The 15,145-nt window shown below is 70.0% G+C and carries 11 protein-coding genes; 3 read left to right on the plus strand and 8 right to left on the minus strand.

The features are described 5' to 3' along the window. From EGM46_RS09860 to EGM46_RS09875, 4 genes are all read right to left on the minus strand, one after another. A partial coding sequence (locus EGM46_RS09860; protein WP_206427550.1) for a fibronectin type III domain-containing protein occupies window positions 1-1,610 on the minus strand: 1,610 nt, incomplete at its 3' end. Window positions 1,611-1,833: 223 nt separating this feature from the next. Further along, the gene (locus tag EGM46_RS09865; protein ID WP_125099987.1) at window positions 1,834-3,087 is read right to left on the minus strand and encodes an alpha-hydroxy acid oxidase; all 1,254 of its coding nucleotides are present in this window, start codon (window positions 3,085-3,087) and stop codon (window positions 1,834-1,836) included. A 129-nt stretch (window positions 3,088-3,216) separates the two neighbouring features. Then, a complete protein-coding gene (locus tag EGM46_RS09870; protein WP_125099988.1) occupies window positions 3,217-3,930 on the minus strand; it encodes a FadR/GntR family transcriptional regulator in 714 nt (237 codons plus the stop codon). Between the two features lie 13 nt (window positions 3,931-3,943). Further along, complete coding sequence (locus tag EGM46_RS09875) at window positions 3,944-4,642, minus strand: TetR/AcrR family transcriptional regulator (protein ID WP_125099989.1); 699 nt, start codon at window positions 4,640-4,642, stop codon at window positions 3,944-3,946. Window positions 4,643-4,810: 168 nt separating this feature from the next. On the opposite strand from EGM46_RS09875, the gene EGM46_RS09880 reads away from it, so the two are divergent. Then, on the plus strand, window positions 4,811-6,040 hold the full coding sequence (locus EGM46_RS09880) for an acyl-CoA dehydrogenase family protein (protein ID WP_125099990.1): 1,230 nt from the start codon (window positions 4,811-4,813) through the stop codon (window positions 6,038-6,040). A gap of 232 nt (window positions 6,041-6,272) precedes the next feature. Here the strand turns inward: EGM46_RS09880 and EGM46_RS09885 are convergent, their stop codons facing one another. After that, a complete protein-coding gene (locus EGM46_RS09885; RefSeq protein WP_125099991.1) occupies window positions 6,273-7,835 on the minus strand; it encodes a PucR family transcriptional regulator in 1,563 nt (520 codons plus the stop codon). 114 nt (window positions 7,836-7,949) lie between these two features. Between EGM46_RS09885 and EGM46_RS09890 the strand changes: the two genes are divergently transcribed. Both EGM46_RS09890 and EGM46_RS09895 read left to right on the plus strand, forming a co-directional pair. Further along, window positions 7,950-8,837: an arginase family protein gene (locus tag EGM46_RS09890; protein ID WP_125099992.1), complete on the plus strand. Its 888-nt coding sequence runs from the start codon at window positions 7,950-7,952 to the stop codon at window positions 8,835-8,837. A 60-nt stretch (window positions 8,838-8,897) separates the two neighbouring features. Continuing rightward, on the plus strand, window positions 8,898-10,310 hold the full coding sequence (locus tag EGM46_RS09895) for an MFS transporter (RefSeq protein WP_125099993.1): 1,413 nt from the start codon (window positions 8,898-8,900) through the stop codon (window positions 10,308-10,310). Window positions 10,311-10,350: 40 nt separating this feature from the next. Here the strand turns inward: EGM46_RS09895 and EGM46_RS09900 are convergent, their stop codons facing one another. The 3 genes from EGM46_RS09900 to EGM46_RS09910 form a co-directional block, all read right to left on the minus strand. Continuing rightward, window positions 10,351-11,781 carry an amino acid permease gene (locus EGM46_RS09900; protein ID WP_125099994.1) on the minus strand — a complete coding sequence of 477 codons (1,431 nt, stop codon included), beginning with the start codon at window positions 11,779-11,781 and terminating at the stop codon, window positions 10,351-10,353. A gap of 218 nt (window positions 11,782-11,999) precedes the next feature. Continuing rightward, window positions 12,000-13,466, minus strand: a complete 1,467-nt coding sequence (locus tag EGM46_RS09905; RefSeq protein WP_125099995.1) for an amino acid permease — start codon at window positions 13,464-13,466, stop codon at window positions 12,000-12,002. A gap of 81 nt (window positions 13,467-13,547) precedes the next feature. Beyond that, the gene (locus tag EGM46_RS09910; RefSeq protein WP_125099996.1) at window positions 13,548-15,080 is read right to left on the minus strand and encodes an aminotransferase class I/II-fold pyridoxal phosphate-dependent enzyme; all 1,533 of its coding nucleotides are present in this window, start codon (window positions 15,078-15,080) and stop codon (window positions 13,548-13,550) included. Window positions 15,081-15,145: the final 65 nt, after the last annotated feature.

Consider the following 15,145-nt stretch of genomic DNA (forward strand, 5'->3'; position numbering starts at 1 on the left):
GCGAGCGGCGCGCCAGGAGCCCCGTCCGCCCCGGGCTCCGTGGTGCCGCTCGTGATGGGTGCGCGCGGCTCGGCCGGTTCGGGCGGCGTGGGGCCTGGCGTGGTGGTCGTTGGCGGGTCGGTCGGCGGCGGCGTCGATGGTCCCGGCGGCGTCGGCGGTTCCGGCGTGGTGGGCTCGCCCACCTCGGCCTCGACGATCTGCGGATCGCCCGCCCCAGCCTCGCTGTACGGCGTGACCCGGAACTGGTGGGATCCCGGGGTGAGGTCCGAGAGCGTTGCGGTCGTGGCCGTGCTCGGATCCCGATCGATGACGCGCCAGTCATCGCTCCCGGCCTCGGCGATCTCGATCACGTAGTCGAGCACGGGTGCGTGCCCGTACTCGGTGGGAATCGGATCCCACGCGAGCTCGACGCTCCCACCCTCCGCCGCGGGCTCCGCGCTGAGGTGCTCCAGCGGCTCCGGGCTGAGCGCGAGGATGCGGAGGCTGTGCTCGCCCTTCGCGGTCATGACGAGCCAGCCCTCGGGAGTGACCTGGAGGTCGCGCGCCGAGGTGTAGGGGACGTCGCGCACCTGGACGTCGCCGAGCGCCGCGCCGCTGCGGTCGACGCGGTGGATCGGCCCGCTCTGCGGGATCACGAAGAGCTCATCGCCGGCCGGAATGGTCTCGTAGATCAGCTCGCCGGGGAACGCGATCGCGCCGTCCTGGCCAAACTCGGTGTCCATGCGCCAGGACTCGGTCTCCGGATCGGGGAACCAGCGCTGCACGAGCCCAACCTGGGTGGTGCGGTCGAGCCCGAGGTCGGAGGTGTAGATCGCGGCCCCGTCGGTGGAGACTCCGTAGACGGCGGCGAGCCCGCCTGGTCCGTCCGTCGTCGGCGGATTGGGCTGCAGCCCAGCGGTCTGCCCGGTTCCGGTGAGTCGGAAGAGCGGCTCACCGTCGGGCGCGGAGAACACGCTCACCACGTTGCAGCCCTGGTAGGGCGCGTAGAGCACGTCGTTGAGCACCGCAAAGTAGGGGCCCCATGCGAGCTCACCTGCGGCGAGCTGCGTGCACCCCTCGTCCCCACCCACACCGGCGTTGCCGAGCACCTGCTCGTGCGCCGAGTCGTAGAAGAGGATGGTGCCGGGCGGCGTGCTCGTCGTGCCGTTCGTGTCGCTCACCGCGATGCCGCCGCCAGGCAGGGCCTCAATGCCCCGCGGTTCGGCCCAGATCTCGGTGCCGCCTGCTGGATCGGCCGCGGTGCTGTCGCGGTGGGTGTAACGGACGGGGGACTCCCAGCCTGCCCCGAGGTAGCCGGTGCCGTCGGCGTATGCGCCGCCGCCCAGGTAGTCGCCGTCCTCGGGGGAGTACGGGCGCGGGCGGTACTCCACGATCCCGCGCTCTGGTCCCTCGGTGACGGTGTGCCAGATGCTGCCGTCCGTGTTGAGCGCGACGCCGTAGATGCCGGGAACCGTGAGCCCGCTGTCGCCGATGAGGCCGTACTCCCCGCTGCCCTCGGCCTTGCCCGGCGGCGGGGGATCGAGCGCCGCCGCGGGAAGTGCGGGGATGGCGATTGCCCCCAGGATCAGTGTTGCGGTGATGGTGCCGGCGGTGCGTGCATGGGAGCGCATCAGTTCCTCTCCGTGCGTCGGAGCGTCGGCCGGATGGGAGACGCGGGGATCAGGCTACGACCCGGCCGGAGGCACCTTTTGAGCGCTGAGCGCATTCGTTGTCGTATTGAGTGCCCTTCCTTGCCAATTTGCGCGCGTAAGACCCCCGCGTGTCACCAACGCCCATCCGGGTGGGCGGTTCCGGACGGGCGTTGGGAGTATGGGGGAGGCGGTAGCGGGGGAGCTACGCCCGCTCGGGCGGCGTCACCGGTGTAGGCGCGAGGCGCGTGAGCTGCGTCACGTGCCGGGGCTCGAGCTCCGCGAGCGAGGAGACGCCGAGCAGCGTCATCGTGCGCTCGATCTCGCTCTGCAGGATCGCGATCATCCGGTCGACGCCCTGGCGTCCGCCGGCCATGAGGCCGTAGAGGTAGGCGCGCCCCACGAGCGTGAAGCTCGCGCCCAGCGCGATCGACGCGACGATGTCGGCGCCGTTCATGATGCCCGTGTCGACCATGATGTTCGCGTCGCGCCCCACCTCGCGCACCACGTTGGGGAGCAGGTGGAACGGGATCGGGGCGCGGTCGAGCTGGCGTCCGCCGTGGTTCGAGAGCACGATGCCGTCGACGCCGTGCTCCACGAGCCGCACCGCGTCGGGGACGTTCTGCACGCCCTTCACGACGAGCTTGCCCGGCCAGAGCTCGCGGATCACCGCGAGGTCGTCGTAGGAGATCGTGGGATCCATCGCCGAGTTGAGGAGTTCGCCAACCGTGCCGCCCGTGGTGGACAGCGACGCGAACTCGAGCTTCGGGGTGGTGAGGAAGTCGAACCACCACCAGGGGCGCGGGATCGCGTTCAGGATCGTGCCCGCGGTGAGCTGCGGGGGGATCGAGAAGCCGTTGCGCTTGTCGCGCATGCGGTTGCCGGCGATCGGCGTGTCGACCGTGAACATGAGCGTGTCGAAGCCCGCAGCCGCGGCGCGCTCGACGAGCCCGTACGAGATGTCGCGATCCCGCATCACGTAGAGCTGGAACCAGTTGCGGCCGTTCGGGTTCGCGGCGCGCACGTCCTCGATCGAGGTGGTGCCGAGCGTGGAGAGGGTGAACGGGATCCCGGCCGCGTTCGCCGCGCCGGCGCCGGCGATCTCGCCCTCGGTCTGCATGAGGCGGGTGAAGCCGGTCGGCGCGATGCCGAAGGGGAGCGCGGAGCTGCCGCCCAGGATCTCGGTGGACGTGTCGACGTTGTTCGCCGGGCGCAGGATGTCCGGGTGGAACTCGACGTCCTCGAACGCCTGGCGTGCGCGCGCGAGCGAGATTTCCGCCTCCGCGCTGCCGTCGGTGTAGTCGAACGCGGCCTTGGGGGTGCGTCGCTGGGCGATCCTGCGCAGATCGTAGGTGGTGAGTGCGCGGTCGAGTCGGCGCGTGCGGCCGTTGAGCTCGGGTGCCTTGAATCGCATGAGCTCGAACAGCTCGGCGGGGCGTGGGAACTGGCGCTGCACCATTGGACTCCAATCGCGGGCGGCGAGCGTGCGCCGCGCCTCCTGTGGTCCGACCGTGTGGTCCGACCACAGGAAGTGTACGACGCGCGCCCGGCATCCGTCAAGCGTGTGCGCCGATCCGGCGTGCGCCCATCAGGCGTGCGCGCCGGCCTCCGGCAGTGGCGCGGCGGCGGTGGTCTCCGAGTAGTAGCCGGCGATGTGCTCGCGAAGCAGCTCGCCGGCGCCGGCGCCGTCGCCGCCCGAGAGTGCCGCGAGGATCGCCCGGTGCTCCGAGCGCAAGCGCTGCGCGGTGGACTGCCACTCGGGGAGCGCGCGTGCGAGCATCGCCGTGTGATCGGCGATGGCCAGTCTGAGCGCCTCCATGAGTGTGCTGATCAGCGGGTTCCCCGCCGCGCGCGAGAGCGTCGCGTGGAACTCGGCGTCGAGTGCGAGAAACTCCTCGATGCTGAGCCCCGGCTCGTCCATGCGCGCGAGCAGCGCGCTCGCCGCCGCCTGGTCCACCTGCTCCGGGGCCGAGTGGAGTGCTGCCCAGTGCTCGAGCAGCAGTCGCGTCTCGGTGACGTGCACGTGCTCAACGCGCTGCGTCGCGAGCTCCAGGTTGAGCGACAGCGCGAACGCCTGCTCCGGCGCCGCCGTGATGATGGTGCCGGAGCGCGGCCCCGATCCCGTTGCCGTGGTGATCGTGCCGAGCGCCTCAAGGACCCGCAGCGCCTCGCGCAGCGAGCTGCGTGACACCTGCAGGGTCTCGGCGAGTGCCCGCTCGCCGGGCAGATGGTCGCCGATGTGGAGCCGCCCGCTCGCGAGCTCCGACGTGACCCAGTTCATCACGACTTCGTGGGCTTTCATGGCACCGATTATCTCAGCTGCGCGCGTGCTGGCACTGCGCGAGCTGCGCGGCCACCGCGTCGAGCACGGCGTCGGGCGAGCCGATCGCGTCGTACACGGCGACGACGACGCGCTGCGGGGCGCCGGCCCCCGCCGGATCGAGCCATGGCGCGTAGAGCCCCGCGACGCGGCGGAGATCCTGCGTCACCTCGCCGGCGGCGTCCGTGACGCTGCCGCGCAGCCACGCGCGCAGCGTCGCGTTGTGCACCGCGACGAGCGAGGCGGAGAGCGCTGGGGCCACCCAGTCGGGCGCCGTGTGCGGCGTCGCCGTGCGGATGAACCGCGCGTACACCCGCTCGTAGCGGTGCGTGATGACCAGCTCGCGGTCGCGCAGGGCCGGCGTGAGTCGCATGAGCTCGAAGCGGAGCTGCGCGGCTTCCGGATCCCGGGTGAGCAGGCGCAGCACATCTGCGGTGCCCTGCACGAGCGCCTCGCCCGGCGGCAGCTGGGTGCTGCCGAGGAACGCGTCGAGCTGCGCGAGCGCGTGGTCGTGATCCGCGAAGATCACGTCGTCCTTGCTGCCGAAGCGGCGGAAAAAGGTGCTGCGGCTCATGCCGACCGCGTCGGCGAGATCCTCCGCGGTGGTCGCCTCGTACCCGCGCTCGGCGAGGCGCCGGATCGCCGCCGCCGCGCTCGCCGGTGCCGCGACCTGACGCACTGCCTTCGAAGTCATACGCCGAAGCTAGCACACAACGAGGTTGTGGGACTCCGTTTCATTTGATCGGGATCGATGCGCACGAATTGTGTGAACCCGAGAGCGGTGCCGGTGGCGCTTGACCTGAAACCGCGTCTCAGGCAGGCTCGAGAGCAGGCACCAGGGCGGTGCGGAGAGGACGTCGACATGTCGAAACCTGGGACGGGCCCCACCCCGCAGGGCACGCAAGAGCCGGAGTACGAGCTGTGGGAGCCGATCGATCCCGATGTGGCCGGGGTCTTCCGCAATATCTCCGCCGAGGATCTCGCATACCGGGACCGTGCGCGCGCGTTCGTGCAGGACGAGGTGCGCCCCGTCATCGCCGGGATCTGGGATCGCGCGGAGTACCCGCTGCACCTGGCGGTGCGGCTCGGTGAGCTCGACCTGCTCCGCGACGGCGTCGACGTGCCCGGGTTCCCCGAACAGAGCCTGCTCGCCGCGAGCCTCACCACGATGGAGCTCGCGCGCGGCGACGGCTCCGTCGCAACGATCGTTGGCGTGCAGGGCGGGCTCGCGCTGCGTTCGGTCGCCTGGTGCGGGTCCGAGGCCCAGCGTGAGCGGTGGCTCGAACCGCTCGCCCGTGGTTCGGAGCTCGGCGCGTTCGCGCTGACCGAGCCGACGCACGGCTCGGACTCGGTGAGCCTCGAGACGCGCGCCGAGTCCGCGGCGGACGGGGGCTACGTGCTCACCGGGCACAAGAAGTGGATCGGGTCCGGCAGCGTCGGCCATCTTGCGGTGGTGTGGGCGCGCGGTGACGACGGCCAAGTGCAGGGCTTCGTCGTACCGCAGGACGCTCCGGGGTACCGCGCGAGCACCATCGAAGGCAAGATGTCGCTGCGCGCCATCTGGCAGGCGGAGATTGAGCTCGACGGGGTGCGACTCGACGCCGACGCGAAGATGCCCGGCGCGAACTCGTTCAAGGACACCGCGCGCGTGCTGCAGGCCACGCGGCTCGGGGTGGCGTGGGCCGCGCTCGGGCAGGCGACCGCCGTGTACGAGTCGGCGGTGCACTACGCGAAGCAGCGCGTCCAGTTCGGGCGGCCGCTCGCGGCGTCGCAGATCGTGCAGGCGCGGCTCGCGGAAATGCTGAGCAAGCTCACCGGTCTGCAGACGCTCCTGATGCAGCTCACCCGCGCGGAGGAGCGCGGCGAACTCTCCGGCCCCGGCGCGTCGCTCGGCAAGTACACGGCGACGCGCACGGCGCGCGACCTGGCGCGCGATGCGCGCGACCTGCTCGGTGGGAATGGGATCCTGCTCGAGAACCGCGTTGCCCGGCACTTTGCCGACATTGAGGCGCTGCACACGTACGAGGGAACGGAGACCGTGCAGGCGCTCATCATCGGGCGCGAGATCACGGGCTTCTCGGCCTTCGCGTAGGGCGGCTCGCGCCCACAACCCACACCCCAGCCCGCACCCCAACCCGCACCCCAACCCGCACCTCAAACCCACAACCCACCGGAGAAATTTGGTTTCTCGGAGCGCTGATGCAGAATCGGCCCGAGGAATCAGATTTCTCCGGTGGGGTGTGTGGTTCCGGGGTCCCGCGTCGCCCCAGCGCTCAGGCCCTCCCAGGGCTCAGCCTCTCCCAGAGCTCAGCCTCTCCCAGCGCTCAGGTCGCCCCCGGCAGCGCCCCCGTTTCGAACGCCAGCCAGAGCAGCGCGCGCTCCGTCGGAGCGTCGAGCGACACGCCGAGCGTGAGCTCCGCCTCGCGCAGCCGCGCGTTGAGCGTCTGGCGGTGCACCCCGAGCGCCTCGGCGGCGCGTTCGAGCGCGCCGTTCGCGGCGAGGAACGCGTGCAGCGCGCCGCACACCCGAGCGCGTGCCGCGCCGCTTAGTCCGTCGAGCCGCGCGCGCCACTCGCTGAACACGGGCGGCGCGTCGCTCCCGAGCAGCCAGTCTGCAAGCTCGTCCTCGGTGCCGAGGTCGGCCACGGTGAGCACGCGGAGATCGGGGGAGCCGGCGCTCGCGCGGTGGGCGCGCCGCGCCTCGTCGCACAGCTCGAGCGTGCGGGCGGGCGCGGCGGTGCGGCTCACCCCGGCACGCCACTCGGCAAGCGAGCCGCGCTCCGCGCGAATGAAGCGATCGATGGCCGCGGCTGCCGCGTCGGCGTGCGTCGCGGGGAGCACCACGAGGAAGCCATCGTCCGCGCTGGCGAGGAGCGGAGTGGCTGCGGGGACGCCGGCCGTGAGTGACGCCGCGAGCGCGGACTTGAGGAGCAGCCCGGCGGCCGGCTCGCGCCGCGCGCGTTGGCTCGCGTGCGCGGCTGGCCCGAAGAACGCGACCGTGCACTCGGCGGCGCCGGGGAAGAGGAGCTCGAAGAGCCTGCCGTCCGCCTGCATCCTGCCGGACACCGCCTCCGCGATGAGCTGCTCGCGGAGCGACGCGGCGAGGCCGGCGCGCGCCACCGTATCGCGCGAGAGATCGATGAACGTCGCGATCGACCCGATCAGGCCCTGCTCGAGGGGCGTGTAGCGTCGCCGCCGCACGACCGCGATCGGGGATCCCGCGGTGCTCGCCACATGGACGTACAGTTGGCCGATCGAGCTGCTCGCCGTGCTGCGGCCCGACGCGACGTGCCTGGACAGCTCGGTTGCGACGGTGCGGACCTCAGCCTGGTCGAGGCGCGCGCCGGGGGCAGCGAGCTGCCTGATCCCGTCGGGTGCGGCCCAGAGCACCGCCGCCTCGAGCTCCGCGCCGAGCCGCTCGAGCCCCTGCTCCTGCTGCGCGGGCGTCGCGTCCGAGTACGCGAGCCGTTGCTGCACATCGAGCATCTGCCGCACCTGGTCGAGCTGCCGGTCGGCGTGCCGGCGCGCGACGTACTCCGACACCGCGATGTACGGCGTCGACAGTGGGATCCGCAGCAGCGGGATCGCGTGCGCGTCGGCGGCGGCCAGCCACGCGGCGGGGATGTCCGGGACGGTGAGGCCGACGCCGAAGCCCACCGCGGCGACCCCCCGCGCCGCGAGCGCGGCGAAGTACTGATCCAACTCAGCGTCGCTGCGCTCGACGAGCCCGGTGGTGAGGAGGAGGAGATCCCGCGCGAGCCAGGGACTGGGATCGCGAATCTCGGCGACGTGCACCTGGGAGACGGGGCGGTGGAGCTGCTGGTGCCCGGCCGCGCAGGTGAGCGACAGGCTGGGCTCCGCGAGGAGGTCGGCGAGCGTGGGGGCCATGATCACGATCTTAGTGAACTCTGATCGAGCATTCGCGGTTTCCGTGATTGAGCGTCGCCTCCCCGCTCGCCATGCTGGAACTCCCACCCGCACGCCACGACGAGGAGTCCCACCATGTCCGCATCCGCACGCAGCTTCGAACTGATCGGCGCCCCCTTCGACGGTGCGTCAACGCTCGGCTTCCCCGGCTCGCGTTTCGCGCCAGAGCGGATTCGGCACGCGCTCGGCTGGATCACGCAGCGCGTGGAGAACGAGCAGGTGTTCTCCCTCGAAACGGGGGCGCTCCACGCGGCGCCGAAGCTCAGCGACGGCGGCGACGCTGAGGTGGTCGCCCACGACCTGATGACCACGCTCGCCAACACGAGCGCGCGGGTCAGCGAGAGCGTGCGCGCCGGCAACGTCCCGATCCTGCTCGGGGGCGACGACTGCTTCCTGTTCGCGGGAACCCAGGGCCTGCACGACGCAACGAGCGGCTCGGTCGCGGTGATCCACTTCGACGCGCACCTCGACGTCATGGATGAGAACGTGCAGCAGGGCACGCACAGCCAGTCGAGCGGCATGCGACGCTCGCTCGAACTCCCGCGCGCGAGCACCGAGCACAGCATCCAGGTCGGGCTCCGGCACTTCAACTTCCCCTCGTCGCACGACTACCTCGCGGACTCCGGGCTTGCGCGCATCACCGCGGCGGAGTTCACCGAGATCGGCACGGGCGCCGCGGTCGCCAGGATCCTCGATCGAATCGCGGGAGCCGACCACGTGCACCTGTCCTTCGACATCGACGCCATCGATCCCGCGCACGCGCCAGGGGCCGGCGCCCTCGAACCGGGCGGGATCACGTCACGCCAGGCGATCGACACGATCGCGGCGCTCGCCCCGCACTGCGACTCGTTCGCCGTGACCGAGGTGAACCCGATGACCGACCACCAGGACATGACCGCGACCCTCGCGGCATACCTCTGCTACTACTTCGCGGTATTCGGCCAGGAGCCCGCGGCGAAGTGACCTGCGCGCTGCCGGCCAACGGCAGCGCCACGTGAGACCATGAACAAAGGAGTGAATGCGATGACGACACAGCGCGACGCGGCCCCCGCGCGCCTCGATACCGGGACCATCAATGTGGTCCGCAAGCAGGAGTTGCGGCGGGCGGTGCGCGGCACCTTCGTCGGCAATGTGATGGAGTGGTACGACGTCGGGGTGTTCGGGTACCTGATCGTCACGCTCGGCCCGGTCTTCCTCCCGGACGCCGACCGCGCGACCCAGGTCATCTTCATGCTGGGCACGTTCGCCAGCACCTACCTCTTCCGCCCGCTCGGCGGGCTCTTCTTCGGCTGGCTCGGCGACAAGATCGGGCGCAAGCGTGTGCTGTTCCTCACGCTCACCCTCGTCGCGGTCGCGACGTTCCTGATCGGCCTGCTGCCCGGCCACGCGGCGATCGGATCGCTCGCGGCGGTGCTGCTCGTCGCACTGAAGATCCTGCAGGGCTTCTCCGCCGGCGGCGAGTTCACCGGCGCGCTCACGTTCATCACCGAGTCGGCGCCGGACAAGAAGCGCGGGTTCTACGCGGCATTCCTCGACGGCGGCAGCTACCTCGGCTTCGTGCTCGGCGCAGCGATCGTCACCGCGATGCAGGTCATGTTCGGCCAGTCGGCCATGGAGGAGGGGCTCTGGCGCGTGCCCTTCCTCATCGCGGGCCCGCTCGGCCTCGTCGCGGTCTACCTGCGCATGCGCGTGGAGGAGTCCCCGCACTTCGCGGCGCTCGCCGCCGAGCACGCCGCGACCGGGCAGGCTGCGCTGCGCGTCAACCCGCTGCGCGTGTTCGCCGCGAACTGGCGCCCGATGCTGCTCGTCATCATGCTGGTCGCGGCGGCCAACACCGCGGGCTACGCGTTCACCTCGTACATGCCGACGTACCTCTCGACGGTGCTCGAGCACGACGCGGTGCAGGGCAACCTGTTCTCCCTGCCGCTCATGCTGCTGATGGCCTGCCTGATGCCGTTCGTCGGGATGCTCTCTGACCGCGTGGGGCGAAAGCCGGTGCTCACCGCGGCCGCGATCTGGATCGTGCTGCTCAGCTTCCCGGCATTCGTGCTGATCGGATCCGATGCGCCGCTCGCGATCATCGCCGGGCTCGCGCTGATCGGGATCCCGGTCGCGCTGTACATGGGCACCCTCGCGGCGACGTACCCCGCGCTGTTCCCGACCGCGTCGCGGAACACGAGCCTCGGGGTCTCGTACAACATCTCGATCGCCCTGTTCGGCGGCACTGCGCCACTCGTCATCGACACGCTCGTGCGTGCGACGGGCAACCCGGCTGCCGCGGCCTTCTACCTGATGGGGATGTCCGTGATCGGCCTGATCGCGATCCGCCTCATCCCGGAGACCTCGGGCAAGCCGCTCGCCGGCTCGGAGCCGAACGTCGAGACCGAACTCGAAGCGCACCAGCTGCACACGGCGCGCATCGCCGCGGCGCGCTGATCGCGTGGTGCCGGCGGGGGAGTCCCGCCGGCACCACGCACTAGTGGCCGGTGCTCGGCAGCTCGACGGCAGCGGTGAGCGGCTGGCCGTTGCGCAGCAGACGGCGCTTCGTGAACTGCCAGCTGATCGCGAGCCCGACAAACCACACGGGCGTGAAGAGCAGCGGCAGCCGAGTGTCCTCCGCGAGGAACAGTGTCACCAGGATGAACGCGAAGAAGGCGAGCACGATCCAGGGCACGATGCGAGGCAGCGGGGTCTTGAACGCGGAGCTCGCGTGGCGCTCCGGATGCTTCCGCAGGTACTGGATGAAGGAGATGGCGATCATGCTCCAGATGAAGAGGATGAACGTCGATGCGACGGAGGTGACGAACGTGAACGCCTCGATGACGCTGTCCCCGAGGAGCAGGATCGGTACGGACGAGAACACGAACACCGCCGAGAAGAACACCGCTCGGCGGGGCACCCCGCGCGAGTCCGTGAGCGCGAAGCTGCCCGGCGCGTGACCGTCGTGCGCGAGCGCGTGCATCATGCGCGTCCCCGAGTAGAACCCGGAGTTCGCGCTCGAGGCGGCCGAGATGAGCACCACCAGGTTGATCGCGAACGCGGCCGCCCCAAAGCCCGCGTACGCGAACGTCGTGACGAAGGGGCTCTGCTCCGGATCGAGCTGATCCCACGGGGTGATCGCCATGATCACCGTGAGTGCGCCGATGTAGAAGATGAGCACGCGCACCACGATCGAGTTGATCGCGCGCGGCAGGTTGTGGTGCGGATCCTTCGTCTCGGCGGCCGCGGTGCCGACGAGCTCGACGCCGATGAACGAGAAGATGCCGAGTTGGAAGCCGAGCAGGAAACCGCTCGCGCCGAACGGGAACATGCCGCCGTGATCCCAGAGATGGGAGAGTGCGGCCTGCGTGCCGGTGTCCGGGTTCTGGAATCCGGTCGTGAGCAGCACGATTCCGGTTGCGATGAGGGCGAGGATCGCGATGATCTTCACGAGGGAGAACCAGAACTCGAACTCGCCGAAGAATCGCACCGGTTGCAGGTTGAGCACCATGAGCACGGCGGCGGTGATGGCGGCGGGCAGCCACGGCGGGATCGACGCGTTGATGTAGGAGACGTAGCTCGTGATCGCGATGATGTCGGCAACGCAGATCACCACCCAGGTGATCCAGTAGGTCCACGACACGAAGTAGCCGGCCCACGGGCCGATCAGGTCCTTCGCGATGTCGCCGAAGGTCTTGTAGTTGAGGTTCGAGAGCAGGAGCTCGCCGAGGGCGCGCATGAGGAGGAACATCATGCAGCCGATCACGGCATAGATGAAGAGGACGGAGGGGCCGGTGAGGCTGATCACCTTGCCCGAGCCGAGGAACAGGCCGGTGCCGATCGCGCCGCCGATGGCGATCAGCTGGAGGTGACGGTTGCTCAGCCCGCGCTGCAGCTCTTCGTGCGCGCCGGACGTGGTCTCGCTCATGATTTCTCCCATCCCGAGGGGTGCAATTCTGATTGTAGTGAGCTGCGCGGGGGTGCGGAGCGGGGGAGGCGAGACGTGCGTGCCCGGGCGGGGGCGCGGGCGGGGGCGCGTGCGCGGGCGGGCGTCCGCAACGCAATACGCGGAGAAATTCGAAATCTCGGGTGATCCCTGGGGATCGGGTCCGAGATCCCGAATTTCTCCGCGTGAAAGTGAGGCGCCTAGCGCCGCGCGTCCTCAGCCTCAGCCTCAGCTTCACCCTCAGCCACATCCGGCAGCGCGATCGCCGCGGTCAGCGGCCGCCCCTCGCGGAGCAGCTTCCGCTTGCGCAGCTGCCACAGGATGGCGAGCAGGAGGAACCAGAACGGCGTCGCGAGGAACGGGGGACGGGTGTCCTCACCGTAGAGCAGCGTGCCGGCGATGAACACGAAGAAGGCGAGCACGGCCCACGGCATGATGCGCGACAGCGGCATCTTGAAGCCCGAGGTGGCGTGGCGCTCGGGGAAACGCCTGCGGTACACGATGTAGCTCACCACGATCGAGCCCCAGGTGAAGAGGATCATCGTCGCGCACATCGACGACACGAACGTGAAGGCTGCCACCACGCCATCGCCGGCGAACAGGAGCGGGATCGCCGCGAACAGGAACACGCTCGTGAAGAACACGGAGCCGCGCGGCACGCCGCGCGCGTCGGTGAGCGCGAACGACTTCGGCGCGTGCCCGTCCTTCGACAGGCCGAAGAGCATGCGGGTGCCCGAGTAGAGGCCACCGTTCGCGCTCGACGCCGCAGAGGTGAGGACGACGAGCTGGATCGCTGCCGCGGCGAGCCCGAAGCCGGCGAGCGCGAGCGTCGTGACGAACGGGCTCTTGTCCGCCTCGATCTGGTTCCAGGGGGTCACGCTCATGATGATGGCGAGGGCGCCAACGTAGAAGATGAGGATGCGCAGCACGATCGAGTTGATCGCCTTCGGGAGGGTCTTTCGGGGGTTCTCGGTCTCGGCGGCCGCGGTGCCGACCATCTCCACGCCGATGAAGGAGAAGATGCCCATCTGGAAGCCGAGCACGAAGCCGCTCGCCCCCATCGGGAACATGCCGCCGTGCTCCCACAGGTTCGCGAACGAGGCCTGGGTGCCCTCGGGGCTCGTGAAGCCGGTCAGTACAAGGATGAGGCCAACGGCGATCAGGCTGAGAATCGCGACGATCTTCAGGATCGCGAACCAGAACTCGGTCTCACCGAACCACTTCACGGGCTGCAGGTTGAGGATGAGCAGCACGCCGGCGGTGATGAGTGCGGGCAACCAGCTCGGGATCTCGGGGTTGAACCACTGCACGTATGCGGTGATGGCGATGATGTCGGCCACGCACGCGATCACCCACGAGAACCAGTAGTTCCACGACACGAAGAAGCCGGCCCACGGGCCGAGCATGTCCTTCGCGATGTCCCCGAAGGTGTGGTAGTTCAGGTTCGACAGCAGCAGCTCGCCGAGGGCGCGCATGATGAAGAAGACGAAGAAGCCGATCACCATGTAGACGAAGATGATCGCCGGGCCGGACACGCTGATCAGCTTGCCCGATCCGAGGAACAGGCCCGTGCCGATCGCACCCCCGATCGCGATGAGTTGCAGGTGGCGGTTTTTCAGGCCGCGCTGCATCCCGCCGGTCGGCGAGCTGGTGGCTGTCGTTGACATGACACTCCCTTGTGTGGGTTTTCTGGCGCGCCAGGATGCGGCGCTGGTATTCGAAGGGTGACCAGGTGATTGTAGTGGTCGCTACGCCACGACCCTGAACGTGGCGAGCGCGGGATCTGCTGCACCGCGGACGTAGCCGGATGGGGCTGCGCCCGTGGCGCGGAGGAAGTCGACGACCTCGGCGCTCAGGATCTCGCCGGGCAGCACGTTCGGCACGCCGGGCGGGTATGCGGCGAGTGAGTCCGCGGAGACGCGGCCGACCGCCTGATCGAACGGCACCATCTCGACGGGGCTGTAGAACGCTTCGCCGAGTCCCATGGCGCGCTCGCACGGGGCGGGCAGCACGATGGGCCGCTCGGGCTCGATGGCCGCCTCGGGGAGCGCCTGCAGCGCGTCCCAGAACCGGTCGACGTCGACGGGGGAGATCGCCCCGACGAGCAGCAGTAGCGCCGACGGGGTTGACAGCTCCGCGTAGATCTTGTGGTCGCGCAGCAGCTGGTAGTGGGCGTCGCTGCCGGTGATGCCCGCGCCGCGGGTGTCGATGAGGACCTTGAACGGGTCGTTCGTCACGGCGTCGGGGCTCGCGAGGATGTCGGGGGTGGCGTCGCGGAAGCGACGGTCGGCGCGCACGCGGCGGCGGATCTCCTCGGCGGTGTCGATAGCGCGCTCGACGAGCTCGGGGCGCGTCACGATGTTCTTGCGCGCTTCGTCCAGCGAGGCGAGGAGGAGCGCGCTGCAGCTCGTCGACTGGTGCGAGCGCACGACGCGGTCGACGAGCGGGGCGAGATCCTCAGCGAAGGAGCCGTGGCCCAGCTGGATCATGGCCGACTGCGTAAGCGAGCCGACCGCCTTGTGCGTGCTCGAGACCACGAGGTCGGCGCCGAGCCGCGCCGCGTTGATGGGCAGCCTCGGGTGCAGGCCGAAGTGCGAGCCCCACGACTCGTCGACGATGAGGGGGACGCCGTGGTCGTGCGCGACGCGCGAGATCGCCGCGATGTCGGCGACCGCGCCGAAGTAGCTGGGGGAGACGATGTACACGGCGGAGCTGTCGGGGTGCTCGCTGAGCACCGCCTCGACCTGCTCGGCGGTAACGCCGTGCGCGGATCCCAATCCGGTGTCAACGTAGCCGGTGACGAAGTGGGGCGTGAGGCCAACGTGGGTCATGCCGTCGATGACGCTGGAGTGCACGCTGCGCTGCACGACGAGCTCGGTGCCGAGGCCGCGCACCACGGTGGTAGCGACGTGGTTGCCGCCCGACGCGCCGTTCGTGATGAACCAGGTGCGGCTCGCGCCCCAGGCCTCGGCTGCGAGCTCCTGCGCGCGCATGAGCGGCGTGACGCGGCCGGGCGTGACGAGTCGCCAGGTCTCCTGGTCGACGCCGCTGAAGAGCATCGGGAAGTCGACCGCGAGGGCCGCCTCGCCGACCAGGCTCGCGACGCCCGGCGCGTTCTCGGGGTTCGCCTGGTGGCCTGGCACGTGCAGTCGCTGCCAGTCGTGCTGCGCGAGCGCGCGAATCGCGTCGGCGTACGGGGTCTCGTACTGGTGCGCTGGGGGGACAACCGATGCCGCGGCTGGCGTTTCGGGAGCGGCCTGTGAAACGGGGGCGATCTGCATGGCACCAGCGTAGGTTTCCGCGCGATCCTATGCCACGTATCATGTTTTCGCGCGTGGTCTCATAG

The organism is Leucobacter chromiireducens, assembly GCF_003917135.1.
GTDB classification, from domain to species: Bacteria; Actinomycetota; Actinomycetes; order Actinomycetales; family Microbacteriaceae; genus Leucobacter; species Leucobacter chromiireducens_A.